Source organism: Frigidibacter sp. SD6-1, assembly GCF_030143255.1.
In the GTDB taxonomy this organism is placed as follows: domain Bacteria; phylum Pseudomonadota; class Alphaproteobacteria; order Rhodobacterales; family Rhodobacteraceae; genus TMP-24.
Window position 1 is genome coordinate 1 of sequence record NZ_JARJNR010000017.1, and the last position, 24,885, is coordinate 24,885.

Consider the following 24,885-nt stretch of genomic DNA (forward strand, 5'->3'; position numbering starts at 1 on the left):
GCCTGTCTAACCGCTTGGATTCACGAAGTGAATCCTTTGCCACCAGAGTTATGCAACAACGCCATGTCGCGTTGTGCCGATCCGGTGGCAGTTAAATCCTTTCATTTCCGAAGCGGTCACACGCACGGCGAGATCATAGTTCTCTGCGTCCAGATCCACGGTCCTGTCGTCGAAATCGATAACAAGGTCGATCTGCGGGTGATCCTCCGCGAACTGAAACAGTATAGGCTTCAAAAAGGTGAGGCCGAATTCACGTGCAATCGAGATGGAGAGCGGTCCTCTCGGCGCGTGGCCGACATGCAGGAAATCCGCGTCAAGATCATCGGCGTGAGCGACTATGGGCACCGCACGCTGATACAGCTCTTGGCCAGCTGTTGTGATCACCCAAACCCGCGGTTGCCGATCAATCAAACGTACGCCATAGCGCTCTTCCAACTGCGCAAGACGTCGACTTACGGCGGATTTGGCGATGCCCATCTCTTTGGCAGCCCGGGCAATTCCACCGCTGTCGACGGTTTTCACAAAGAGGCGAAGGTCCTCGATCTGTCCCATGTGCAGGCCTCCATTGCCCAATCATCGCGCCTGAACACAGATACACCATGGCTGCTTGCGAGCACAGAGTTCAGTGTTCTCAAATTGTGACCCTTGGGGCCACTTTTTTCGATCTATTCGCAGTTTTCGAGATGCTTAGGTTGTCGATTGTCAAACCGAAATCCGGAGACTTACATGTCCTTTACTAAATCACTTCTTGCGGCGAGCGTCGTGGCCCTGGCGTCGAGCGGCACCGTTTCCGCTCAATCCCTCTCATCTGCTGGCGCGCTTGCGTTCGACACGGGCAACACGCTCTTTGTTGGTGACGCCAAGGCAGGGTTGGTGCATGCCTTTGATCTGACGAACGCGTTGACCAATCAGGCCAACTATCAGCTTGGCCGCGCACAGACATTCGAAGGCCGCACTGTCTTCAACCATCTCGACGTCGAAATTGCGGCACTTCTGGGTGTCGAAGCTGCCGACATTGCGATCAACGATATGGTGGTGCATAAGCCGACCAAGCAGATCTTCCTGTCCGTGCATCGCGGCCATGGCCCAGACGCGGAAGCCGTCATCATTGCCGTGAACAATGGCACGCTTGAACTGGTGGATCTGTCCGCTGCCGACCATTCCTCGATGACCGTTGGTCCGGTGCCGACGGCTGAGACGCTGGAGTTCGGTCAGCCGCTGAACACGCTCGCGATCACCGATATCGACTATTACAACGGTGAACTGTTCGTGGCAGGCGTCTCTAACGAGGAGTTCTCCTCCAAGCTTCGCCGCATTCCGTTCCCCTTCACCAATGAGATCAGCACCTCGTCGATTGAGATCTGGCATGCCGTTCACGCGCAATATGAAACCCGTGCGCCGATTATCACCCAGACGATTGCCGAACTGGATGGCGAACCGACGTTGATCGCGATCTATGCTTGTACGCCCATCGTTCGCATTCCGCTGGCAGAGCTGACAGACGGTGCCGAAGTGCGCGGAACGATGATAGGCGAAATGGGCTTTGGCAACACGCCGCTCGACATCGTGCCTTATGTGAACGGATGGGACGGCACATCGAACGTCGTGGTAACCAACACCAACCGCTCCGCCGCCTCGATCAATCTGGAAGCCATCGCATCCGCTGATGCCATGCCGCATGGTGAAGGGGTGCAGAACGTCTTCTCCGTCGAAGGTGTATATCAGTTCCCACTGCCGATGAGCGGCACGCTGCATCTGGACACTTTGGATGACACCTATGCGCTGGTGGTGCGCCATAGCCCCGAGGATGTGCGCAATATTCAGCTCCATACGGTGCCGATGCCGTTCTTCTTTGATCGGGCGGATCACATCGTCGAGATGAACTTTAACGGCTCGCCCGACCCGTTCGGGTACAAGGCCGCACCGCCGGTGGACTACAACTGATGAATGCCCTGCAAACTTGGATGCGGCGGGCCTTGCACGCCGCGTTCCTCCTGTTGCCATTGCCGGTGTTGGCCGAGGTCGCCGCAAGGCTGGATCAGGCCACTGGAGCCGTCATCGTGACAGGTCTCGCCCCCCAAGAAATATCCGCCGTGATTACGGATGCAGAGGTCCTCAGCTTGCGGCTTGAAAACAGCCCCTCCACGCGCGGCATGCTGGTGTCTAACAGCCAAGAAGGTGAGGCCATGATCGTACAGCCGCGCTTTGCGCTGAAGGCAGGCGCAAGATACGAATTGACCGTCGCAGGCGAAACGCTCAGCATCGCTTTGCCTGCTCCAGAGACGACCACGCCGCGGCTGGTCAGCTTCGCCCCGTCGCAGGCGGTCATCCCCGCCAATACGCTGCGCCTCTACCTGCACTTCTCGGAGCCCATGGCGCGCGGCCAATTGCGCGAGATGGTGTCGCTCGCCACCGCTGACGGCACCCTGGTCGCCAGCCCTTTCCTGTCGCTGGAAGCCGAACTCTGGGACCCCAGCCAGACCCGCGCAACGCTTTTGCTCGATCCCGGCCGCATCAAGCAGGGCGTTGGCCCCAATGTTGCAGGTGGCGCACCGCTGCAAGAGGGCCAGACCTATCGCCTGACCGTCTCGCCGGAACTGCGCAGCGCTGCAGGTCATCCGCTTGCGGCCCCAGTGTCGGTCGCCTTCCGAGTCGGACCGCCTGAAAGGCGTGCCATCGCTCCGGAAACGTGGGAAATCCTTGCCCCCGAAGCGGGCAGCAGTGCGCCGCTCAGCCTCGCCTTTGACCGGATCATGGACAGCGGCGCGGCCCTGCGTCTTATCACGCTTCAAGCCCCCGACGGTCAGCCCGTGCGAGGCCAAATCACAAGTGACGGCGGCGGCTGGTCGCTGATCCCGGATCACTCGTGGCAGGCCGGGAGCTACAGCCTGAACGTTGACCCTGAGTTGGAGGACATCTCAGGCAACACCATCGGTGCGCCTTTCGACGCCGCCCCCGGCACGATCGGAACCTCCGTTACAGCGGCCTCAATCGCGATCCAGATCAGAAAGAACTGACCGGATCCTACAACAGCCAAACCAGTCAAACGCAAAGACAAGGAAATGTAACATGTCAAGCAACGTTCAGAAATACGGGCTTCTGGCCATCAAGGCCTTGCTCACCCTCGCTTTCGTCGCCGCCGGCGGCGCGAAGCTCGCCGGTGCCGAAATGATGGAACAAACCTTCGAGGCCGTCGGCATCGGCCAATGGTTCCGCTATGCGACCGGCGTGATCGAAATCGGAGGAGCAGCGCTCTTGTGGGTGCGCGGACGCGAGGTGTTTGGCGCAGGGCTGCTATTGTGCACCATGGTCGGTGCCGTTCTGGCCCACCTCCTGATCCTCGGCCCTTCGGCCGTCCCGGCGCTGGTGCTGGGTGTGCTGGCCGCTTTCGTTGCATATCAATATCGCGAACAAATCACGGGATAAGAAATACCGTCATCGGTCGCGCCAAAGTCCGGCGCGACCGTGATCTTATCAGGAAGGCAAGATCATGGGACTGCTTCAAGGAGGCCGCTGGGTCGATCAATGGTACAACACCGAGGGAAGCGGCGGTCGCTTCGTGCGCCGTGCGTCGCAATTCCGCAACTGGATCACGCCCGATGGCGCGCCGGGGCCCACGGGCGCAGGCGGCTTCAAGGCGGAGCCCGGGCGCTATCAACTGTACGTCTCGCTCGCCTGCCCCTGGGCTCATCGCACGCTGATCTTCCGGTCGCTCAAGGGGCTCGAAGAGATGATCGACGTCTCGGTCGTGCATTGGTTCATGGGCAAGGACGGCTGGACCTTCGCCTCTGGTGATGGCGCGACACCGGACCATTTGCACGGCTCTGAATTTCTGCATCAGGTCTATACCAAGGCGAACCCGAACTATTCCGGCCGGGTAACGGTGCCCGTCCTGTGGGACAAGGCCGAAGGCACCGTCGTCTCGAACGAAAGCGCCGAGATCATCCGCATGATGAACAGCGCCTTTGACGGCGTGGGTGCTGCACCTGGCGACTACTATCCTACGACGCTGCAGGCCGAGATCGACACGATCAACGAGCGCATCTACGACACGGTCAACAACGGCGTCTACAAGGCGGGCTTTGCGACGACGCAAGAGGCGTATGAAGAGGCGTCGGTGCCGCTCTTCGACACACTTGATTGGCTGGAAGACCGTCTTTCAGCCCAACGCTATCTGATGGGCGAGACACTGACCGAGGCGGATTGGCGGCTCTTTACAACGCTTGTGCGCTTCGATCCGGTCTATGTAGGGCATTTCAAATGCAACCTGCGCCGGATTGCGGACTACCCGAACCTCTTTGGCTATGTGCGCGACCTTTACCAGCACCCTGGCGTCGCCGCGACGGTTGATCTGCCATACATCAAAAAACACTATTACGGTAGCCACACGTCCGTAAATCCGACCCGTGTTGTGCCGATGGGTCCCGATATTGACTACACCGCGCCGCACGACCGAGCGCGGCTGAACAAACAGCCAGCACAAGCCGGCGCATAAAGGGCAGGGAGAGCCACCATGACCGAAAAAGCCGTTCCTATCATTGCTGCAAAGCACCCCGCCAAAGTCGATTTGGAGGCAGGCAAGGACTATTTCTGGTGTCGTTGCGGGCGCTCCAAATCTCAGCCCTTCTGTGACGGGTCCCATGCGGGAACCGAGATCGAACCGCTCAAGTTCACCCCTGAGAAGGATGGTTCTGCCACTCTGTGCCAATGCAAGGCCAGTGCCGCCGCGCCTTTCTGTGATGGCTCGCACACCCGTCTGGGCGACAAGTCCGAGGGCGACCCTGCGCCAGAGCCGCAACACGATACGCCCCAAGCCACTCCCACGCCCGAAGAACCCACTGTGGCCCGCATTCATGCGCTGGCGAAGGACGGTCTGGCCAAGCTTGGCCATCACGGCGAAATGGGGGCGATGGGCGTGCCGCGCAAAGATCTGCCGCATTGGGACGATATCCAGATCCTTGCCGCACAAATGGCTCGCAAGCCGCTACTGGATGAGGCCGATGTGACAACCGAGGTGATGATCGGCCCGCGCGCAGCAAAGCCGCTGACCCTGACGATCCCGCTATTTGTTTCGGACATGAGCTACGGCGCTTTGTCGGAAGAGGCCAAGATCGCGCTTTCTCGCGGGGCCGAAATGGCGGGCACCGGCATCTGTTCTGGCGAAGGCGGCATGCTGCCGGAAGAGCAGGCCGAAAACAGCCGCTATTTCTATGAGCTCGCCTCGGCGCAGTTCGGCTGGTCGCTGGATCACGTCGCCAAGGTGCAAGCCTTCCACTTCAAAGGCGGCCAAGGCGCCAAGACCGGCACCGGCGGCCACCTGCCCGGCGACAAGGTCCAGGGCAAGATTGCCGAAGTGCGCGGGTTGGAACCCGGTCAGGCGGCCATCTCGCCCGCCACTTTCCCCGACCTGCACACCGCTGCCGACTTTAAGCGCATCGCCGATCAGGTGCGGGAGCGCTCCGGTGGTATTCCCATCGGGTTCAAGCTGTCGGCCAACCATATCGAAGAGGACATCGACTTCGCGCTGGAGTCGTCGGCCGATTACATCATCCTTGATGGGCGCGGCGGTGGCACGGGGGCGGCTCCCTTGATCTTCCGCAACCACATCTCTGTGCCGACGATCCCGGCATTGGCCCGCGCACGGCGACATCTGGACGCCAAAACGGGCCGCGAGGTGACGCTGGTCATCACCGGCGGGCTGCGGGTGGCGGAGGATTTCGTTAAGGCGATGGCCCTTGGCGCGGATGCAATTGCTGTCAGCAACTCCGCCATGCAAGCCGTCGGCTGCATCGCGGCACGGATATGCAACTCCAACAACTGCCCCGTTGGCGTCGCGACCCAGAAACCGGAGTTACGCAAACGGCTCGACGTGCAGCGCGGAGCGGAACAATTGGCGCGCTACTTTGGTGCGTCAGTCGAGCTGATGCAGGTAATGGCCCGCGCCTGTGGCCATAATAGCCTGTCCGGATTCACCCCCCGCGACATCACAAGCTGGAAGCGCGATGTGGCCGATCTGGCCGGCATCCGCTTTGCCGGGCCCGCATAGCGGCCCTGCCGCCCGCGCTCTGGTGTGGGGACACCCGATCCCCACATCAGATGCGAAAGGAGAGACCCGATGCTCGATACCACCTACACGATCCGCGACACCGATATGCCCGAAGAAATGCGCTTTCTTCTGGACACCTACCCGCGCAACACATGGGAGGCGCATCCGGGTTTCAAGGACAAAACCCGCCAATGGCTCAATGCACATCAGAACTTCCGCGCTTTGGCCGAACGGTTGTGTTCGGACACCGAACTAATGCTCGACAGAAAGATGGCGCTGGACGATTACACAACCCGGCTGTCGTTTCTGGGCGGACGGTTGGTGGGCAACCTGCATGGCCACCACGGCTGGGAAGATCACAACTATTTCCCCGAGCTTTCGGCAGTTGATGCGCGTTTCGATGCCGGGCTGGAAGTTCTTGAGAAAGATCACGCCGATCTTGATGTAGTTCTGGACGATTTTACCCGCCAAGCCAACCGTGTGATCAAATTGGCTACTTTGGACGAAACGCAGGCCTATGACGAGGCAGGCGCTTTGTACGGTCAAGTACAGGTGATTGAGATGTTCCTGCGACGGCATCTCGGCGACGAAGAAGACCTCGCCGTACCAATCATCCTGCACCACCGGTTAAGAGGATAGACATGACCAAGGACGTCTCCACCGAAGAAGACCAGACAGACGCGAAAGGGCGCCGCGCGCGAGGTGAATTCGTGCGCGGCGTCAGCGGGTTTCGCCATGTGATAGGCGATGCGGGGTTCCCTGCGGAATCGGGGCGCTATCACCTGTTCGTGGCGCTCAACTGCCCTTGGTGCCACCGTGTGACGCTGGCGCGTGCGGTGCTGGGGCTTGAGGATAGTATCTCGGTGGATGTCGCCTTTCCCAACCGCACCGATGAGGCCGATCCGGCAGGGCCGAACCTGTGGGAGTTTGCACCGGATCGTGTCGCGACCTTGACCGGCACGGCTTTGCCAGAATGCACATTTGAGACTGGGACGGGCGCTGGCCTGAGACTGGCCAAGGAAATCTACCAACGCGAAGGTTCTGAAGAACAATCCGTTCCAATCCTCTACGACAAATTCGCAGGCCGCATTGTGAACAACGAAAGCGCCGAGATCATTCGGATGCTTGACTCCTATGCGGATCAGCTTGGCAGCACACTGTCGGATCGCCCCCAGCTGGTGCCCGCCAACCCTGATCAAATGGCGCTCGTCGATGATTTGAATGAACAGATCTACGTCACAATCAACAACGGGGCCTACAAGGCAGGGTTTTCATCAGATCAAACCGTTTATGCGCAGGCGTATGACGCCTATTTCGAGACCCTGAGTTACCTTAACGACTTGCTATCAGACGGTCGCCCTTATCTCATCGGTCAAGCATTTACGGAAGCTGACCTGCGCCTGTTCCCCACGCTCTACCGCCATGACCCGGTCTATTACGTCCGCATGAAGCTGAACGGCGCACGGATCCTCGACCATCCGCACTTGTGGCGCTGGCTGTGCCGGGTCTATGCACTGCCCGGTGTGGCAAAAGCCGGGTCGTTGATCCACTGCCGCCAGGGGTATTTTGGACGATCCTGGAACGGGGTTGTACCGTCAGGACCGCTGCTGCCAATGCCTTATCCAGAGGCTTATGGTCACCCGGAACTCGCCTGACGCTTCGCCACCACCAACATTACGTTGAGGTGCCCCTAGATTTGTAGACGCCTTGCCGCCCAACTGTGAGGCGAGGAAGCCGACATGAGGCCAAGCAATTAGAGCGACGATTTCAACCGGGACGCGATGGACCGGATCACGGTGCGGGGGTAAGCCCGCAGAATTTCATGACCATCGGTACGACAGCCACGGTGTTCGCCTAAGATTACTCAGGGTTGTACCTCGAAACCGATTTCTGAGGAGGAGCGAAAGCGCGCCTGGGCAAACCGCCTACCTTACTTAGTGAGCCACGCTGCCGCGCGCTTGCTGGCCCAAGGCAGGACATAGGTCAGCACCGTCGTAACCGTCCGGTCTGACCGCACTGCCTCTGGGTGAGAGTGCGGGATAGTGTCCACCATCGATAGTGGACACTATGGTGATGACTTGGCGCGTCGGACGAAGCGGCTCTGGACGGACGAGGAGAAGCGGTCGATCTGTTTCCAGACGGCTGCGCCGGGTGTTTCCGTGGCCCAGGTTGCGCGGCGCTACGCGGTCAATGCCAATCTGATCTTCAAGTGGTTGCGCGATCCCCGTTTCGCGCCCGACCCGGCGTCGGTGCCGGGCCCGTCGGAGGAAGCGCGCTTTCTTCCTGTGGAGATTGTCGCGGAGACGAAGGCGCCTGCGGCGGAACCGGTTGCCGACAACCGCATCGAGATCGAGCTGGCGGGCGGGCACCGGATGCGGATCAGCGGGAGCTATGATCCCGAGGCGCTGGTGCGGCTGATCCGGGGCCTGACGGCGTGATCCCGGTTCCAGCGCACACGCGGGTCTGGCTGGCGGTGGGCGTCACCGACATGCGCAAGGGGTTCACGGCCTTGGCGGCGCAGGCCGAGGCCGTGCTGAAGCAGGATCCGTTTGCCGGACATCTCTTTGTCTTCCGGGGGCGCCGGGGCGATCTGGTCAAGGTCATCTGGTGGGATGGGCAAGGGGCCTGCATGTTCGTGAAGCGGCTGGAGAAGGGGCGGTTCGTCTGGCCCTCGGCCAAGGAGGGGAAGGTGGCGCTTTCGCCCGCGCAACTGTCGATGCTGCTGGAGGGGATCGACTGGCGGGCACCAGAACGGACGTGGCGGCCCCTGGCGGCGGGATAATCTACGGGGCCTGCAATCAATGATTCCCACAAGGAATACAGTGGGATAAACTTCCCGTATGCTCACCCAAACCCTGACCTTGCCGGAAGACCCCGAGGAGTTGCGCAGCTTCACCGCGCGGCTTCTGGCCGAGGTCAAGGCGCAGGCGATCCTGATCGAGAAGCTGCGGCACCAGCTGGCCGGGCACCGGGTGCACCGGTTTGGCGCGTCTTCCGAGACCGCCGAACAGCTTCAGTTGGCCCTGGAGACCAGCGAGATCGCCGCCGCCGCGATGACCGCCCGGATGAAGCTGCCGGACATCGAGGAGAATGACAAACCGAAGCGCCGACCGATCCCGGATCATATCCCGCGGATGGAAGTGGAACTGACCCCGGGTGCCGAGGCCTGTGCCGATTGCGGCGGCCGCCTGCGCCGCATCGGCGAGGATGTCACGGAAGAGCTGGAGTACGTCCCCGGCCGCTTCATCGTGAACCGGATCGTCCGGCCGCGCCTGACCTGCGCCTGCTGCGAACGCTTCGTCCAGGCGCCACTGCCCTCGCGCCCCATCGAGCGCGGCCGTCCGGGGCCGGGCTTGCTCGCTCATGTGCTGGTCAACAAGTACGCCGACCACTTACCGCTCTACCGCCAGAGCCAGATCTTCGAGCGCGAAGGTCTCGACCTGGATCGTTCGACCCTGGCCGACTGGGTGGGCAAGAGCACGGCCCTGCTGGAACCGCTGGCCGATGCCATCGGCCGCCATGTCCTCTCGGCCGAGGCGATCTTCGCGGATGACACGCCCGTCAGCATGCTGGCCCCCGGCACCGGCAAGACCCAGACCGCTCGGCTCTGGACCTATACCCGCGACGAACGCCCTTGGGGCAGCACCGCACCACCGGCTGCTTGGTATCGCTTCTCCGGTGACCGTAAGGGTCTGCACCCGAAGGATCACCTCGCCCGCTATCGCGGCTGGATGCATGCCGACGGTTATGCTGGCTTCGAGGACCTCTATCGTTCCGGGGCGATCCGCGAGGTTGCCTGCATGGCGCATGTCCGGCGCAAGTTCGTCGACATCCACCGATCCCAGGGCTCCCCGATTGCCGAAGAGGCCATCGGCCGGATCGCGCAACTCTATGCTGTCGAGAAAGAGGCCAGAGGGTCGCCTCCAGACCGCCGCGCCGACCTGCGACGCGCCCATGCCGCTCCGGTCTTTGACGACCTGGAGCGATGGCTGGCCATGCAACTCACCACGATCTCGGGCAAATCCCCGCTCGCAGCCGCCATCCGCCATGCCCTGAGCCGCATGGAGCGCCTGCGCCCCTATCTCGACCACGGCATCCTGGAACTCGACAATAATCCGGCCGAACGCGGAATGCGCGCCATCGCCTTGGGTCGCAAGAACTACCTCTTCGTCGGCTCAGAGGCGGGCGGCAAGGCAGCCGCCATCGCCTACACCCTGATCGAAACGGCCAAGCTCAACGCCGTCGATCCACTCGCCTGGCTCACGGACACCCTGGCCCGCATCCCCGACTACAAGATCACAAAGGTCGACGACCTGCTGCCCTGGCGATGGAACAGGTAGCGGTCAGACCGGACGCTTACGCACCGTCGCCATGCACAGGACGATGAGGATGCCGCGCAGGGGCTGGGGGATGAAGGCGATCTGCGGTGCGATCACGGTGTTCAGGACCGTCACCAACGGATAGACGACGACAAAAGCCAGCGCGATCTGCTTCCACTTCCGCGGCGGTCGTGCCGCCGCGGAAAGGTGCGCGCCCGAGGTTTCGGGCGCGGACATCAGCGGAGGTTCCCGCGCACATAGGCCTCAAAGACACCCTCGGTGCCCATGGCCTGGAAGAAGGCGCCGGAGACGGGGCTCTTATAGTCGCCCAGCATCGAGGTGATCATCGGAGTCACCACCATCGGGTCGATGCCCGCGTTGTTCAGGAGCGTCAGGCTGGTCTGCGCGCCAAGCTTCGTCGTCGCTGCGGAGATGTCCACCAGCGCGACGACGTTAAAGCCTTCCTCCTTGGCCGACAACGCCGGGGGAACAAGGCAGACATCGGTGGTCAGGCCGCCGATCAGCAGGTGTCGCTTGCCCGTGGCGCGCACGGCATCGGCAAAGGCCGGGTCGTCCCAGGCATTGATCACGCCGGTCCGCTGGATGCGTGCGGCATATTCCTCGGGCATGATCTCCTCGAATTCGGGAAGGAGCGGGCCCTGTGCTTCGGTCTCAAGGCTGGTGGTCAGGACGATCGGCATGCCGGCGGCCTTGGCAAAACGGGCCACGGTGCGGGTCCACATCTTCAGCTGGTTGCGTTCGTCCTCGCCCGCAAGTTCACCAGCCCAGCCGATCGTGCCGACCTGGTGGTCGACGAGAACGAGGGCGGTGTTTTCAGGGGTCAGGGCGCGAAAGCCGGTTTCAGGGCGCATATTGGTCTCCATGGGTTGAGTGTTGGCGGTGGCGGGACCGGCGAGGCCGGTCAGTGCCGTTGCGGCAGCGACCGCGGCGCTTCCTGCAAGGAAGCCGCGTCGGCCAAGGGTTAGGTCATCGTTCTGCATGTTGTGGTCCTGCGGTTCGGCCGTCTTGGCCATGCAGGCAAGATAGATTGCACCACTCAAGGAATTAAGATAATGATTTGGTATCTTCTGTGCCATTATTGGGATAATTGTTTTGGACGACCTGCGCGATATCGCCCACTTTGTCGAAGTGGCCCGTACACGGAATTTCTCCCAGGCCGCAGCCCGGCTCGGGGTGCCGTCCTCGACCCTCTCCCGCCGCATCGCGGAACTGGAGGCGGGGCTCGGCACCCAGCTTCTGGTGCGAACCACGCGCCGGGTTGACCTGACCGAGGCGGGAGCGCTTTTCCTGTCCCGCTGCAAAGAGATTGTCGAGGCGGCACGCGGTGCGCGGGCCGAGTTGTCGGAGCTTACGCGACGCCCGCGCGGGACCCTGCGAGTCTCGATGACGCCGGACTTCGGCACCACTTTCTTGGCCCCCGTGATCGCCGCTTTCAGCACGTCTCATCCTGAGATCACACTGCATCTGGACCTGAACCCGCGCCGGGCCGACATCATGGCCGAAGGGATTGACGTGGCGATCCGCATCGGTCTGCCCGCCGAGCCCTATCTGTTTGCCCGCAAGCTGATCACGGCGCGGCGCGGCCTTTATGCCAGCCCCGCCTATCTGGCCGAGATGGGGGAGCCGCAGGCGCCGCAAGACCTTGGCCGGCACCGCTGCCTGAGCGTGTCCACGGGCGAGCCCGCACCTTGGGTTCTTCACAAGGGCGAGCAGACCGAGGAGGTGGTCGTTCACGGCCCGGTTCTGGCCAATGCGCCGGGCATGGTCCTGCGTCTGGCGGCTGCGGGCCTTGGCATCGCGGCTGCGGACGAGGTCATGGCGGCCAACTACCGCGACCGGGGCGATCTGCTTCCCGTCATGCCTGACTGGTCGATCCGCCCGGTGCCGGTCTATGCCGTCACCGCGACCAAGGTGCACCCGGTCAAGACGCGGCTGTTTCTGGAGTTCGTCCAGAAGGCGCTCAAGGGCTTCGGCGTCACGGAGTGATCCGGTCGGGCACTGGCTTGCGGGCAATCAGGTCGATCAGGGCCGAGCGTCCATGATGTCCGCGCCCTTCGTCCAGCACCGCCTCATACTCATGCAGGCGCAGAACCTCGTTCCCGGCGAAAGCGCGGGCCAGAAGCTCGGGCGTGTAGAGGTTCTCGACCTGCGGTGGCCCACCGGTGCCGAGGGCCAGCTGAGCCGGGGTATAGCCGTGCAGGAAGAACATCCCGCCCGGCCGCAGGGTACGGATGGATCCGGCAAAGATATCGTCCCTCAACGCCGGGTCCGCAAACTGGATAAAGACTGCCATGACCGCTTCGAAGCTGTCGGGCTGCCACTGCCAGTCGCGGATGTCGGCCTCAACGAATGCGACCTCGACACCACGGCCTGCCGCCAGTGCACGGCCCTTGGCAATCGCGGAGGGCGCGAATTCCATGGCCGTGCAGTGGTGGCCGAGGCTCGCGAGGTGGACAGAGTTCCGCCCCTCGCCATCCGCGAGGCATAGTATCCGGGACGCCGGCGCCAGACGCGCCGCTTCACGGCGGACAAAGGCCGCCGGCTCGGTTCCGAACAGATACTCGGGTGTCGAATAGCGCTGATCCCACATGGGGTAACCTCCGCAATGTGGAACCGATCGCCCTGATGCGCGTCATGGCCGCATCGAGCGACGCCTGATTGGTATGAACCGAGCTTGGCCCCATAACCAGCGGATGGGGGTGCGGAGCGGCCGTGCCGACCAGCACTTCGGCGGAATGATCCGTGGTCTCGACGACGATGTCGCCGGTGTCGCCCAGAACCATCAGCGACGCATTGCCCGGTTCACCCTGCACCCGGGCCTCTCCCGAAAAGACGAAGGCAAAAGCCGTGCTATGCGCCGCAGGCGGCGTGAAAGTCCAACGGGACCCCGGCGACAGGGTCACGACCATATAGGTCATGTCCTGGTGCGAGGTGATCGGGCTGGCGAGCCGCTCCGCATCCGTCGCGATCTCTCCAAGCAGAACGCGCAGCGTGCCGCCCGGAATTGGGGCCTGCGCCACGTCTTCGGGGGGAACATACTGACCGAAGGACGGGCCGTCCTCCACCCCCGGTGGCATGGCGACCCAGAGCTGGAAACCCGTCACCCGGCCCGAGCCCATCAGGCTGCCCTGATGCCAGGCACCGCCGCCTGCATTCATCCACTCCAGCCCGCCCGCCTTCAGGACCCCGTTCTGTCCCGTGGTGTCGGAATAGCGCACATCGGTGCCGGGTTGCCAGGTCAGGGTTGCGATCCCCGAATGGGGATGCATGCCGAAGCCGAAGCCCGGTTCAATCTCGGCATCGAAGAAGTCGAGGAAGATGAAGGGTTTCAGCCTGTCGCCCAGATCGTCGGGGCTGATGAGGCGGTTGATCGGCCCGTGGCGATGGCCACGGGCGCGGGCGATGATGGGCCGCAGCGGGGGCATGACCTTCACTCCGCCTGGAAGCCTGCTGCGACATGGCTTCCGTCGCAATAGGGCTTGTTCTTCGACTGACCACAACGGCACAGCGCGGTCTTGGTCACCTTGTCGGTGGTGCGCCCGGTGCCGGACACGATTTCCAGGTTGCCCATGACCAGAAGCGGCCCGTTCGGCAGCGGTTGGACATTAACCGGGCCATTGCGAACCTCCAGTGCGGAGAAGTCCCTGGTTGCCGGCTCACCCGTGGCGGCGAAGCCTGCGCTGGAGTGCGCGCCATCGCAGAAGGGTTTGTTCTGCGATTGGCCGCAACGGCAAAGCGTGGCGCGGGGCGCGGCCTGACGCTCGCCCCGGATCGAGAGCTCGGCCTCGATGGCGAGGGGGCCATTCTCGCGCACCCGAACGGTATTGACGACTGGCGGCGTGTCGGAATCGCCGGTGCCGTCATTGCGCGACACGCGGATCGCGCCCGAGGGGCACGTCAGCGCCGTCATCATCACCGTTTCGGCGCTGGCGGAATCGGGATGGATCCATTCGCCCTGGACATTGGGCACATAGACCTCGGGGTGTCCCAATACGCAGCCGCGCGAGTGGATGCAGCGGCTGGCATCGAAGCGGATGGTGACCTCGCGGCCTTTGACGGTTTCTTCAGTCATGGGTGACCTCCTGGTTGTCGGTTTGGCTTGGAAAAAGAAAGATGCGTCCCGCAAGGAGCAGGACAGAGAGCGCGGCAAAGGTCAGGACTCCGGCGGAAACGGCCCCGGCAAGAGCGAAGGCCAAGGCCGCGATGGACAACAGGAGGGTCCGTACCCGGGACATGATGAACGCCCGGTCTCGCAGGGCCCATATCAGCGCAAAGGCCGTGGCCAGCGGACCGCCAAGGGCCCAACCTGCGGCGCGCCCCGGATGCTCGGCCACAAAGGCAAGTCCCGCGCCCACAAGAGCCACCGCCGCAAAGAGCGGCGCATGACCATAACCCCACAGGAACGCGCGCAAAGGGGATTGCCGGTCGAGGTCGTGATCGCGGTCGAAGTAGACCCACCAGAGTGTAAAGACTATGATCACCCCGGCCAGACCGGTGGCAGCCGCCGCAAAGTCCGGTGCAGTGTCGTAAAGGGCGCGAAAGCCTAGGGACGCAGCTAGCAGACCTTCGCCCAGAACGATCAGCATCAAGAGCCCGTAGCGTTCGGTCAGGTGCGCGCGATGCCAGGGTAGGAGCCGCCCGCCCTGCGCCCAGGCCGGAATGGCAAATTCGATGGCAAGGCACAGAAGCGTTCCGGCAAAGGCTGCGCCAGATGCCGGGACGGTGGAGAAATAGAGAACAAACCAGGCAGCCTGTGCTGCGATGATCCCGCCCGCGAAGCGCAAGGCCACAGTGCGATATTCCGCCTGTTGGGCGACGCGCAACCAAAGGATCGCCAGGGCCAGACGCATGACTGACCAGCCAAGCAAACCCCAGGACAAATCCATCGTCGTGAAGAACGACCCCGCCCCCGCCGCAAAGATCAAGGCGCCGGTCATGATGGCGCCGACAAGGAGCTTGTAGAGGGCATCTTCCTGCCCAAAGGCCGAGGCAAACCAGGATACCCCCGTCCAGGCCCACCAGATGGTAACGAAGAGCAGGAGGAACCTTGGCAAGGCCTCGGCGCCATGCCCTTCGGCCAAAGCATGATGGAACGCCGCCGTCACGGCCGCGATGGCAATGACGATCACCAGATCGAACAGCAGTTCGAGAGGGGTCGAGGCGCGGTGTGCTTCGGCGGGATCACGGGCGGCAAGGGCGAGGCGGCGGCGCATGGATCACTGGTCGCCACGCCGGGCATCGAGGGAAAGACGACCGGCACCGGTCGCCGTCACCATGAGAAGACCGCCTGCAATGGCGACATTCTTCAGGAAACTCGTGATCTCGGCCTGTGCGGCCATGCCTTCAAGGCCACCTGCCGGGACAAGATGAAACACGATGCCCGACAAGAGGCTGAACCCGGCCAGCAGGAAGGCCGCGATGCGCGCTTGCCACCCGACCAGAAGTGCCACGCCGCAGGCGATCTCTGTCAAGATCACGACCGGAAGCAGTGCACCGGGTACACCCATCGCCTGCATGTATTGCGCGACGCCGGCATATCCCGCGATCTTTCCAAGACCGGAGATGATGAAGATGAGCGAAAGGAAGAGCCGCGCCAACGGCACGACAAGGCTGACGGATGCGGACATGGGTAGCTCCAGTTCTAGACAAATTGGAATAGAGATCGGAACGCAGACTACCCGACAGAGCAACTTGGGATCGAGTTGGCTACTTGGTAGACTTTATCCCACATTCGGGATAATAAGCAGCAAGTTGACGGAGAGGGTTGTCCTTAGGGCTGCCCTCTCTGGCACTTGGAGCTTTTGGATGCCGCACGCCAAGATCTCAGGAAAGCTGCCGTTGAGCATCTAGTGCCGACCGGCAGCTATGGGCTGGTCACGTCAGTTGTGGCGCTTCACTCCAGATCGACGTCGCCCAAGCGCGGTGCATGGACATGCGTTCGGACCAAGAACGCAGCGGCAGCGCCGGCGATGGCACCGAAGAGGTGCGCCTCCCACGACACGCCGGGTTGGCCCGGAAGAACGCCCCAGAGAATGGAGCCATAGAAAACACCGACCACTAATGCCGCGCCCAGCGTGATCGGCGAGCGATCCACGAGGCCACGCACGAAGAGGAAGCCGAACCAGCCGAAGAGCAGCCCTGACGCACCGATATGAGTGGCCGAGTTGCCGAACAGCCAGACGAGAGCGCCGCCGAGGCCGATCACCACGGCGTTCACCGGCAGCAAGGCCCGCGTGGTTGTTGCGACCAGCAGTCCACCCATCACCAGCAGCGGTGGCGTATTGGCCATCAGGTGCGCGAAGCTTCCATGCAGGAGGGGCATGGCGATGATACCATCCAACCCACCGAGGTACCGCGGGATCAGTCCGAACGCCGGGTTCAGGCCGTAGCCGGTGCTCCAGTTGACGACCTGGATCGCCCAGAGCACGGCGACAAATGCGACAAGCGCCGCGGCGCGCCGCAGGAAGGCGCGCATGTGATCCCGGTTCATCATGGCGGCGAAAGTAGACGTCTCCGCAAGGCCTTCAACGGCTTTCATGCGCCGCTGGGAAACGGCTGGAGGACCGAGCTTCAGGGCGGCGAACCTCGCCACGACCCAAACCAAGAGCGGGGCTGCCTACCGATGGCTATTGCGGGGCATTAGAGCCTCGTCTCCAAGGATGTTGGGCTCCATTCCATCCCTTGTCGCTCTTCTCCTAAGCAGGCCCGAAGGGCGCGCCGTTCCCCAGCGATCAAATCTGCTTGCTATCGTTAGTGTTGTTTTGTATCGCCGCACCATTATAGCTGGAGTCGGCGTCATGAATCACAAGGTCCGGACCGCGGCAGCCGCCGCGGCCATCACAGTATCGAGCCTCGTCGGTTCGGTCGAGCCGGCGCAAGCTTACCAGGTCGACTGCGCCATTCTGCTTTGTCTTGCGGGCGGCTGGCCCGCATCGGCGCCCTGTGCCCATGCGCGTGCGGTCTTCATCCGCAGGATCACACCTTGGCCGATTGAGCCACCCTTGCAGATCTGGCGTTGCCCGATGGGGGCGTCGTTCAACGCCCCCGCCCCGCTCTCGCCGATGGAACGGCTTTACGACATCGCCTTCAGGGAGGTCCCTCAAGTCCGCGTACCGCAAGCTCCCCTGCCCCTTGTCCGGGTCCAATCTGACGAGCAGGCCGACATCGACATTTCGGGCGACGCTTTCGACTTCGTCCGCAGCATCCGTGTCTTTCACATCCAGTTCAGCCAGCGCGAAAACCGGGATGGCGATTGCAACCGTTACGACAGCACCCGTCTCGGTTCGTATGGGGTGCAGGGTGACTATCGATGGACACGGTCGAGTGTCGCCCAAGTTCCGCCTGCATCACAGCTGCCCGACACCGGGCACTGTAACTGGGTCAGTTACCGCTCGGTCTTCGTGGACTGGCGGGATCATGAGGGGAACTACGGCTTCGAGGAGGTCCGCTACTGAACTTGCCCGGGCCTGCCCGAGGCAGGTCCGCACCCAATCATCTTGCACCTGTGACTGTGCACCGAACCCAAAAAAAGGGAAACGACGCCAGACCGAAAAGCCTGACGCCGCACTAGAAGAACCCGTGAACAAGGATCTTCTAGCGCACTGTCCGAACCGCCGCAACCAGCAAAGTTGTTTTGCTGGCAAGAATGTTGTTTGCTCTCGGCATGGGGTCGTCTCTCACAGGAGACAACGACCATGGAACCCACGACCGGCCTGATCCTAAGACGGATCACCCAGACAGAGCTGTCTGTTTCTGCCCACAAGCTGGCGACCGTCATCCTCGACGCCATTGCGTGGAAGGAGGGTTACAACGGGCTGCCGCGCGGGACGGCCGCCTTCACCCTCGCCGACCTGGCGTCCAAGATGGGCATCTCGCGCCAGTACCTGACCGAGCTGCTGGCTGAACTCGAGGCGTCCGAGCTGGAGCTGAGACGCGAGAAGCCCAACGGCAAGTTCGCGCCCTGGCTCTTCCGCTTCATGGCCTTCGATACTGAGGAGCGAGATCAGGATGTTGCGTCAGGCACAGGCGACACATCACTATCTAGAGAAAGAAATAACAAAACTATTTTCTCGGGACAGATCACTATTTCTGAAGCATCAAACGTCTTCCAGACTTGTTGGGCAGAGTTGATCAAAGCTTCGAAGAGAGCCCTGCCCTGCTGGAACGTCGATACGCAGATGATATGGGACCGGTTCCTTGCCTTCAACCGGGCGCGCGGGAACGACAGGGTTCCCGCCGGCTACCTGCTGGGGTTCATGCGTCGGTGGCGAAACTCACCCGGTTCGGTAAACCGACCAACGGAAGCGCCAACTCCGCAACAGTCAGCTGACCCACGGGAGCGGGAGTTGCACACTCAGATCAAGGCCGCACCCAGCGGCAACCGGCAGTTTCACGCGTCAGACCTGTGTCGGCTCATCGGGCAGGCTGCCTACGACGCGCGGGTCGTTGATGTCATCCGGCAGTTCGGCTGTCCAAGGTTCACCGCGACACTCGCCGTTCATGGGAGGGCCGTGATGGCCGGCGAGATTTCGCGATAATTTTCAGGTGTCGATTGGCGATCCCGCCACACGGGGCACTTGGGAGGAGACTTCGCCATCAACGATTGGCAACCGACATCGGCAAAGGCCTAGTTGCCGTCATGAAAAATCCAACATCTGCTTATGCTCCAGCAGTCACAGGGTCGGCAAAGAATGCTGGAGGCAGCCATAAGATTCGAACCGAGCTTCTTCGAAAAAATACCTCCGCCAGACTCGCAGAACTGCCAGTCGAGCTTCAGCTGGAGGCCTCAGACGCGAATCCGGCGATAGGTGATATTCCGCAAGACCCATTCGAAAGGACCAAGCGCGAAGCGCGAACGCCAGATCATCAACGCCCCCATGAGACCAGCTGTCACGGCAACGGCGATGGCAACGGCGGACAACCGATCCACCGCACCCCAAAGGTCAAGCCCGTAGCCCGCGAAGATGGTCGACAGGATGATCGACTGGCCAAGGTAAATGCTCAGGCTCGACCCGCCCGCGGTGAGCGCTTGCGCCATGATCGGCCCTGGCGGGCGCGAAAGCGCGGCGATCAGACCAATATAGCCAAGTGTCGTGATCGGCGCGACGGCAATGGTAAGGGCGACTCCGGGGATTGGTGGCCCCCATTGCCCGATCGCCGCCCCGGCAAGGCTCAGCCCGACGCCCGGCCCCAGACACCAGCGCCGTGCGCGCCGCCAGTGCGGATGAGCGGCGTTGTCGATCATGCCCGATTTCACCGCCGCCAGTCCGAGACAGAACCAGCCGAGCGCCGAGATGCCCTGGATTACGAGGAAAGACGGCATGATCACGGCGAAGCCGATGCTTCGAAACAGGACGGCGTCGAGGAACCCGCCCTCGGTCAGAATGGCGCGCTCCATCGCGACGATGTCCGGCGGTGTCTCCGGGACGGCGAGCAGCAGCGGTGGCGCGATGAGGGCCTGAAGGACGAGTAGCGCGACGCCGACCCGCACCAGACGCCCCACGGGCCAGTCGCGGAACAGATAGAGGATCGATCCGGTGACCGCATAGATCACCAGGATGTCGCCCGGGAAGAACAGGCAGCCATGGGCGATCCCAAGGATCGCAAGGCCGATCATCCGGTTGCGGTAGAGGCGTCCGAAAGGCAGCCCGCGCTGTGCTGCCGAACGCATCAAGTACCCCAGCCCCACCCCGAACATGAAGGAAAAGAGCCCGTAGGTCTTGAGCAGCGCCAGCCCGTTGACCAGCCACAGGGTGATCGCGTCGCGCAGGGTCTCAGCCAGCGGATCGGCAAAACTGCCAAGCGCGGAAAAGGCGATGAACTGGACATTGACCACGACGATGCCGAACAGCGCGACAAGGCGCAGGTAATCGGGCATGAGGGCGCGCGCAGGTCCGGTCATGGGCGGGTAAAGACAGACAGCGCCAGCGTCAGCATTTCGCGAATGCGCGCGGGGTCTTCGCCCGAGGCGCGTTGCGTGATGGCCAGCGCGATCTGCTCACCCAGGTATTTCGCCCCGACCGCGACAGACAGGCCCTCCGGCCACTCCCCGGCATCGCGCGCCGCCTGCAGGAACGCGGCATAAGCCGCCTGAGCCGTTGCGTCGATTTCCTCCACCCGCGCCCGCGTGTCGCGCCCCAGCCGGTGCTTGCCCGCGCGCATCTTGTAGAACAGGCAGCCGGTCTCCATCCGGGGATCGTCGCTGGCAAAGTCGATCAGCGCGGCCAGCGTCCCGCGCAGCCCCTGACCCCCGTGCAGCATCACGAACATCTCGGCCAGCACCTGGTCGGCATAGCGCTCCAGCGCCGCGCGCGACAGCCCGTCCTCGCTGCCGAACTCGCGGTAGAGCGAAGGCTTCGAGATGCCCGCCATCTGGCAGATCGTATTGACCGACACATCGGCCGGGTCACTGTGCCAATACGCCTTCATCGCCACGTCGAGCACCTGCTCGGCGTTCATCGTCCGCGGTCGCCCGCGCGCGGGTCCTTTATCGGCATCGCTCATTTTTATACTATCCGGTATTTTATGTCTTGACGGGGTGCTCTCGATATTCGTACCAGTCGGTAACACGACGCGCAAGCAGGAGTACACCCCATGTCCACACACCACAGAACCATCGTCATCACGGGCGCCAGCAGCGGCTTTGGCGCGGCGGCCGTGCGGGCCTTTGCCGACCAGGGCGACCGCGTCTGGGGCACCATGCGCGATGCAGCGGGCCGCAACGCCGCCAAGAAGGCAGAACTGGAAGCCTACTCCCCGCGCATCACGATTGCCGAGATGGACGTCACCAGTGACGCCTCTGTGGCCCAGGGTTTCGCCGCCATCCTGGCCGATGGCCCCATCGACATCCTGATCAACAACGCGGGCATCATGTATATCGGCATGACCGAGGCCTACAGCGTGGCGCAGGCCGCGGAACAGATGGACACCAACTATTTCGGCGCCATCCGCGCCATGCAGGCGGTGCTGCCGTCGATGCGTGCGGCCGGGCGTGGCCTCATCATCAACACCAGTTCCATCGCTGGCCGTGTCTCGGTGCCGTTCTTCGGCACCTATTGCGCGACCAAACACGCGCTGGAAGCTTACAGCCAAAGCTTGCGCTACGAGGTTTCGCCCTTCGGCATCGACATCGCACTGGTCGAGCCCGGCCCCTTCCCGTCGAACCTGCTGGCCGCCGGCAAACCGCCCGCCCGTGCGGATGTGCTGGCGTCCTATGGCGAGCTTGGGCAGGTGCCTGACGCCATGATCGCGGGCTTTGCCCAGATGCTGGCCAGCGATCAGGCCCCTGATCCGCAACTGGTCGTCGATGCCTACCTGTCGCTGGCCGATGCCGCCCCCGGCAAACGCCCCACGCGCACAGTTGTCGGCATCACCTGGGGCGTGGACGAGGTGAACGCCTACACCCAGCCGCGCCAGGACTCGCTTCTGAAAGAGATGCAGCTCGACGCCGTGCTCGGCGGCGTTGACGCCTGACATCCCAAACCCCCCCTGAAAAAGGAACCAATTCCATGAGAAAGACCCTTGCAACCGCTCTCACCGCCGCAGCCCTCGCCGGCCCCGCCTTTGCCGATGACATCGACACGGTGCGCGCTTTCTATTCGGATATTCTCACCGACCCGGCGGGAACGACCGCGGAGCGGTATTACGAACTGTTTTCGCCCGACGTCGTCTCGATCCCCACCCCTCCCGGCGGTGAAGGTGCGCAGGGCATGCTCAACACGATTGCCTTTCTGGGGCAGGTGGTGCCGGACCTGACATGGGAGCCGCAGGAGATCATCGACCTCGGCGACGGGCGCTTCGTGGTCCGAAGCCTGTTCCGGGGCACGCCGGTAGGCCCGTTCTTCGGCGTCGATCCGGCCACCGGCAAGAGCTTCGAGGCCATGTCCATCGACATCGTGACGGTAGAGGACGGGCGCATTACGCTCACCTATCACCTCGAAGACTGGACCGGCGCGGTCGCGCAACTGACCGCCGAATGATTGCGAACGGCCCGGTCGTCTTTGACACGGCCGGGCTGCCTTGCCTCTGCGCTCATCAAAGGAATGACATTCATGTCTCCCACGCTTGCCTCCACCCTCGGCCTGCTTCTATGCCTCGCGTCCGCGGCCGTTCACGCGGTTGAGGTCATCCGCCCCCTCTGGGCCCGATGGGTCGTGAACTGGGTGCTGCCGTTCTTTACCCCCGGTCTGCCGCGCCCGTCCAAGGCGCTGACCCATGACGACCAGATCGCCATGCTGGACGCGGCCTTGGGCGCCGCCCCGCGCGACAAGGCCCCGGCAGGCGCGGATTACATCTTCCTGATGCTGTTCGAACAGCGCCAGGGCGCGCTGGCCTTCATCGCGGTGGCGGCAGGCGTCCTCTACGGCCTCACCCTTCCCTTGCCCGACCGCCACGCCCTGCACCTGGTCTTTGGCATCATGGCGGCGCTCTTCGCGCTGGTGAACGCCAACCACGCCGGCATCCCCGGATTGGGGCATCACCCCCGCGTCAGCCGCAACGGGCGCAATGTCGGCATTCTCTTCGCGCCCTTCTGGGCGGTGGCGGCGATCTTGAACTATGTCGGTTTCAGCAACTGACCCCTGCATCGCCGGCGAACGGAACCGATGAGGCATTCCAGCGCGCGGGGGCGTCGGTGAAACGGGCGCTTTCGCGCAGCGGCAAAGAACATGGGGGTTCGGCCTCGGCTATTCGGCCATGAGCACCTTCACATCACCGATGAATTCCGCGTCGCCTTTGACCTCGCGCGCGTCCAACAGCGCCTCAGCATCCTTGCCGGCACGGAACCGCAGGCGATCACCGGGTTCGTTGGCCGTTTTCCAGATCACATCCGCCACGACCTCCGGCGCCGACGGGTTGGCGGCCAGCTTGCCAAAAAGACGCCCCATGGCTTGGGCTGTAGGTGCGTAATCGGACAGGCCCTCATCCATTGCGAAATCAAAGGACCGGCCGCCGAAATCGGTGCGGATCATTCCCGGCTGCACGATGCGAACCCGGATGCCGAGCGGTTCGAGTTCATAATGCAGCGCCTCGGACAGGCCTTCGACCGCGAATTTCGTGCCGTGGTAGAGCGTGCCCATCGGAAAGGTGATCTGCCCGCCGATGGACGAGATGTTGACGACGGTTCCCGCCTTGTTCGCGCGCATGTGGGGCAGAACGGCCTTGGTCACCTCCAGAAGGCCGATCACGTTGGTGTTGAACTGGCGGCGGATGCGCTCGGTCGAAAACGCCTCGAGCGGGCCATAGGCGCCATAGCCTGCATTGTTCAGCAGGGTGTCGATGCGCCCGAAACGGGCGATCCCTTCGTTCACGGCTGCCGCAATGGAGGCGCCGTCGGTCACGTCGAGCCGCGCGACTAGCACGTTGTCCAACGCGGCCAGGTCCGCCCCAGCGGCGGGGTCACGCATGGTGGCGATGACGTTCCAGCCCTCTGACTGGAACCGCAGCGCGGTGGCTTTGCCAATGCCCGAGGATGCGCCGGTGATCAGGATGGTGTTCATGGTGGCCTCCTCAGGCGTTCAAGTCGAGCATCGGGGCGATGCCGAAATTGGTGAAAACCGTGCGCGTCACGTCATGCAGCACGTCGTTGTAGCGTTCGATCTGCGGGCCGACGCCGGTGTGATCGACCACCGTGCGGAAGGGCTTCTTGCCAAAGGGCATGTCCAGCAGCGCCACCACCGCCTCGGCGATCCGCTCCGGGCGCTGGTCGGGCGTGGCATCCAGCATCTGCGTCAAACCCGCCGCCGACATCGCGGGCACGTGGGCGAAGTCGCCATAGCTGGCCTCGCGCTCGGGATCATTTGGCGCGACCATCCCATCAAAGAAGGCGGTCGGCATCGCGCCCGGCTCGATGATGCAGGATTCGATGCCAAAGCCAGACAGTTCGGTGCGATAGCATTCCACTATCGCCTCGAGCGCCCATTTCGACGCGGAATAGGTGCCGTAGAAGGGCGTCGCGATCCGGCCGATCAGGCTGGAGGTATAGAAGACCGTGCCGCGCCCTTGCGCCCGCAGGTGGGGCAGGGCTGCGCGCATAACCCGCTGCACGCCTGTGACGTTGACGTCGAAAACGCGCGCCATATCCTCGGGCGACATCAGTTCCTGTATGCCATAAGCGCCGATCCCGGCATTGTTGAAGAGCACGTCGAGGCCATCCAGAGCCGCGATAGCCTGCGCCACGCCCGCCTCGGTGCTGGCGCTGTCGGTCACGTCCATCTCGACGATCCGCGCCCCCGCGGCCTCTAGCTCTGCTGCTGTGGCGGCGTTGCGCCCCCCGCGGGACCGCACGCTGCCCGCAACCACGTGCCCTTTTGTCAGAAGCGCCAGAGCCGTGGGCTTGCCGAACCCGCGCGCTATCCCCGTGATGAAAACCTTTGCCATGATGGTCGCCCTTTTAAGTTGGTTTGGCGACCATAGTCCGGAGGCTCCCGTCATTCTTTCCCGATTGGCCAGATTATTTGCCTGATCCTCCAGATCAGCGAATTTCTAGTTCGCGGCAGGGGC

Annotated in this window: 29 protein-coding genes; 16 read left to right on the forward strand and 13 right to left on the reverse strand. The window is 62.9% G+C overall.

Annotation, left to right across the window (positions count from 1 at the left end; translation table 11 throughout):
- Positions 1-48: 48 nt before the first annotated feature.
- Entirely contained in the window at positions 49-552 is a 504-nt protein-coding gene (locus tag P0645_RS18645; protein WP_284166058.1) for a LysR family transcriptional regulator, read from the reverse strand.
- Between the two features lie 174 nt (positions 553-726).
- Between P0645_RS18645 and P0645_RS18650 the strand changes: the two genes are divergently transcribed.
- The 10 genes from P0645_RS18650 (at position 727) to tnpC (ending at position 10,386) form a co-directional block, all read left to right on the forward strand.
- A complete protein-coding gene (locus tag P0645_RS18650; RefSeq protein WP_284166059.1) occupies positions 727-1,944 on the forward strand; it encodes a hypothetical protein in 1,218 nt (405 codons plus the stop codon).
- Positions 1,944-3,017 (forward strand): hypothetical protein, encoded by a 1,074-nt coding sequence (locus P0645_RS18655; protein ID WP_284166060.1) that lies wholly within the window; start codon positions 1,944-1,946, stop codon positions 3,015-3,017. The genes P0645_RS18650 and P0645_RS18655 overlap by 1 nt, the downstream gene beginning before the upstream one ends.
- A gap of 52 nt (positions 3,018-3,069) precedes the next feature.
- Complete coding sequence (locus P0645_RS18660; protein WP_284166061.1) at positions 3,070-3,426, forward strand: DoxX family protein; 357 nt, start codon at positions 3,070-3,072, stop codon at positions 3,424-3,426.
- Between the two features lie 64 nt (positions 3,427-3,490).
- The gene (locus P0645_RS18665) at positions 3,491-4,495 is read left to right on the forward strand and encodes a glutathione S-transferase family protein (protein ID WP_284166062.1); all 1,005 of its coding nucleotides are present in this window, start codon (positions 3,491-3,493) and stop codon (positions 4,493-4,495) included.
- Between the two features lie 18 nt (positions 4,496-4,513).
- Positions 4,514-6,046: a glutamate synthase-related protein gene (locus P0645_RS18670; protein WP_284166063.1), complete on the forward strand. Its 1,533-nt coding sequence runs from the start codon at positions 4,514-4,516 to the stop codon at positions 6,044-6,046.
- A 69-nt stretch (positions 6,047-6,115) separates the two neighbouring features.
- Positions 6,116-6,685, forward strand: coding sequence for a hemerythrin domain-containing protein (locus P0645_RS18675; RefSeq protein ID WP_284166064.1), 570 nt, complete (start codon positions 6,116-6,118; stop codon positions 6,683-6,685).
- 2 nt (positions 6,686-6,687) lie between these two features.
- Complete coding sequence (locus P0645_RS18680; protein WP_284166065.1) at positions 6,688-7,701, forward strand: glutathione S-transferase C-terminal domain-containing protein; 1,014 nt, start codon at positions 6,688-6,690, stop codon at positions 7,699-7,701.
- 423 nt (positions 7,702-8,124) lie between these two features.
- The gene (gene tnpA / locus P0645_RS18685) at positions 8,125-8,484 is read left to right on the forward strand and encodes an IS66-like element accessory protein TnpA (protein WP_284166066.1); all 360 of its coding nucleotides are present in this window, start codon (positions 8,125-8,127) and stop codon (positions 8,482-8,484) included.
- On the forward strand, positions 8,481-8,828 hold the full coding sequence (gene tnpB, locus P0645_RS18690) for an IS66 family insertion sequence element accessory protein TnpB (protein WP_284166067.1): 348 nt from the start codon (positions 8,481-8,483) through the stop codon (positions 8,826-8,828). Before tnpA ends, tnpB begins: the two co-directional genes overlap by 4 nt.
- 58 nt (positions 8,829-8,886) lie before the next feature.
- The gene (gene tnpC / locus P0645_RS18695) at positions 8,887-10,386 is read left to right on the forward strand and encodes an IS66 family transposase (RefSeq protein ID WP_284166068.1); all 1,500 of its coding nucleotides are present in this window, start codon (positions 8,887-8,889) and stop codon (positions 10,384-10,386) included.
- 3 nt (positions 10,387-10,389) lie between these two features.
- Here tnpC and P0645_RS18700 read toward each other — a convergent pair whose 3' ends face one another.
- Positions 10,390-10,602, reverse strand: a complete 213-nt coding sequence (locus tag P0645_RS18700) for a putative antibiotic biosynthesis monooxygenase (RefSeq protein ID WP_284166069.1) — start codon at positions 10,600-10,602, stop codon at positions 10,390-10,392.
- Positions 10,602-11,399, reverse strand: coding sequence for an isochorismatase family protein (locus tag P0645_RS18705; RefSeq protein ID WP_284166070.1), 798 nt, complete (start codon positions 11,397-11,399; stop codon positions 10,602-10,604). The genes P0645_RS18700 and P0645_RS18705 overlap by 1 nt, the downstream gene beginning before the upstream one ends.
- 79 nt (positions 11,400-11,478) lie before the next feature.
- Here P0645_RS18705 and P0645_RS18710 point away from each other — a divergent pair, with 79 nt between their 5' ends.
- The gene (locus P0645_RS18710; protein ID WP_284166071.1) at positions 11,479-12,372 is read left to right on the forward strand and encodes a LysR family transcriptional regulator; all 894 of its coding nucleotides are present in this window, start codon (positions 11,479-11,481) and stop codon (positions 12,370-12,372) included.
- Here P0645_RS18710 and P0645_RS18715 read toward each other — a convergent pair.
- The 6 genes from P0645_RS18715 to P0645_RS18740 form a co-directional block, all read right to left on the reverse strand.
- Complete coding sequence (locus tag P0645_RS18715; RefSeq protein ID WP_284166072.1) at positions 12,362-12,976, reverse strand: SAM-dependent methyltransferase; 615 nt, start codon at positions 12,974-12,976, stop codon at positions 12,362-12,364. The genes P0645_RS18710 and P0645_RS18715 overlap by 11 nt on opposite strands.
- A complete protein-coding gene (locus P0645_RS18720) occupies positions 12,906-13,811 on the reverse strand; it encodes a pirin family protein (protein ID WP_284166073.1) in 906 nt (301 codons plus the stop codon). Before P0645_RS18720 ends, P0645_RS18715 begins: the two co-directional genes overlap by 71 nt.
- Before the next feature lie 5 nt (positions 13,812-13,816).
- Complete coding sequence (locus tag P0645_RS18725) at positions 13,817-14,458, reverse strand: CDGSH iron-sulfur domain-containing protein (protein WP_284166074.1); 642 nt, start codon at positions 14,456-14,458, stop codon at positions 13,817-13,819.
- Positions 14,451-15,599, reverse strand: a complete 1,149-nt coding sequence (locus P0645_RS18730; RefSeq protein ID WP_284166075.1) for a low temperature requirement protein A — start codon at positions 15,597-15,599, stop codon at positions 14,451-14,453. Before P0645_RS18730 ends, P0645_RS18725 begins: the two co-directional genes overlap by 8 nt.
- A 3-nt stretch (positions 15,600-15,602) precedes the next feature.
- Positions 15,603-16,013, reverse strand: coding sequence for a DoxX family protein (locus P0645_RS18735; protein ID WP_284166076.1), 411 nt, complete (start codon positions 16,011-16,013; stop codon positions 15,603-15,605).
- A 266-nt stretch (positions 16,014-16,279) separates the two neighbouring features.
- Entirely contained in the window at positions 16,280-16,861 is a 582-nt protein-coding gene (locus P0645_RS18740) for a rhomboid family intramembrane serine protease (RefSeq protein WP_284166094.1), read from the reverse strand.
- A 322-nt stretch (positions 16,862-17,183) separates the two neighbouring features.
- Here P0645_RS18740 and P0645_RS18745 point away from each other — a divergent pair, with 322 nt between their 5' ends.
- Positions 17,184-17,840: a hypothetical protein gene (locus P0645_RS18745; RefSeq protein ID WP_284166077.1), complete on the forward strand. Its 657-nt coding sequence runs from the start codon at positions 17,184-17,186 to the stop codon at positions 17,838-17,840.
- A 240-nt stretch (positions 17,841-18,080) separates the two neighbouring features.
- Positions 18,081-18,923, forward strand: a complete 843-nt coding sequence (locus P0645_RS18750) for a hypothetical protein (RefSeq protein WP_284166078.1) — start codon at positions 18,081-18,083, stop codon at positions 18,921-18,923.
- 248 nt (positions 18,924-19,171) lie between these two features.
- Here P0645_RS18750 and P0645_RS18755 read toward each other — a convergent pair whose 3' ends face one another.
- Both P0645_RS18755 and P0645_RS18760 read right to left on the reverse strand, forming a co-directional pair.
- Entirely contained in the window at positions 19,172-20,263 is a 1,092-nt protein-coding gene (locus tag P0645_RS18755; protein ID WP_284166079.1) for a DUF418 domain-containing protein, read from the reverse strand.
- Between the two features lie 20 nt (positions 20,264-20,283).
- A complete protein-coding gene (locus P0645_RS18760) occupies positions 20,284-20,889 on the reverse strand; it encodes a TetR/AcrR family transcriptional regulator (RefSeq protein ID WP_284166080.1) in 606 nt (201 codons plus the stop codon).
- A 90-nt stretch (positions 20,890-20,979) separates the two neighbouring features.
- Here P0645_RS18760 and P0645_RS18765 point away from each other — a divergent pair, with 90 nt between their 5' ends.
- From P0645_RS18765 to P0645_RS18775, 3 genes are all read left to right on the forward strand, one after another.
- Positions 20,980-21,858: an SDR family oxidoreductase gene (locus P0645_RS18765; protein ID WP_284166081.1), complete on the forward strand. Its 879-nt coding sequence runs from the start codon at positions 20,980-20,982 to the stop codon at positions 21,856-21,858.
- 35 nt (positions 21,859-21,893) lie between these two features.
- Positions 21,894-22,364 carry an ester cyclase gene (locus tag P0645_RS18770; protein WP_284166082.1) on the forward strand — a complete coding sequence of 157 codons (471 nt, stop codon included), beginning with the start codon at positions 21,894-21,896 and terminating at the stop codon, positions 22,362-22,364.
- Between the two features lie 72 nt (positions 22,365-22,436).
- Entirely contained in the window at positions 22,437-22,961 is a 525-nt protein-coding gene (locus P0645_RS18775) for a hypothetical protein (RefSeq protein ID WP_284166083.1), read from the forward strand.
- 108 nt (positions 22,962-23,069) lie between these two features.
- On the opposite strand, the gene P0645_RS18780 is transcribed toward P0645_RS18775, so the two are convergent.
- Both P0645_RS18780 and P0645_RS18785 read right to left on the reverse strand, forming a co-directional pair.
- Positions 23,070-23,882, reverse strand: coding sequence for an SDR family oxidoreductase (locus P0645_RS18780; RefSeq protein ID WP_284166084.1), 813 nt, complete (start codon positions 23,880-23,882; stop codon positions 23,070-23,072).
- Between the two features lie 10 nt (positions 23,883-23,892).
- Positions 23,893-24,762, reverse strand: a complete 870-nt coding sequence (locus P0645_RS18785) for an SDR family NAD(P)-dependent oxidoreductase (protein WP_284166085.1) — start codon at positions 24,760-24,762, stop codon at positions 23,893-23,895.
- Positions 24,763-24,885: the final 123 nt, after the last annotated feature.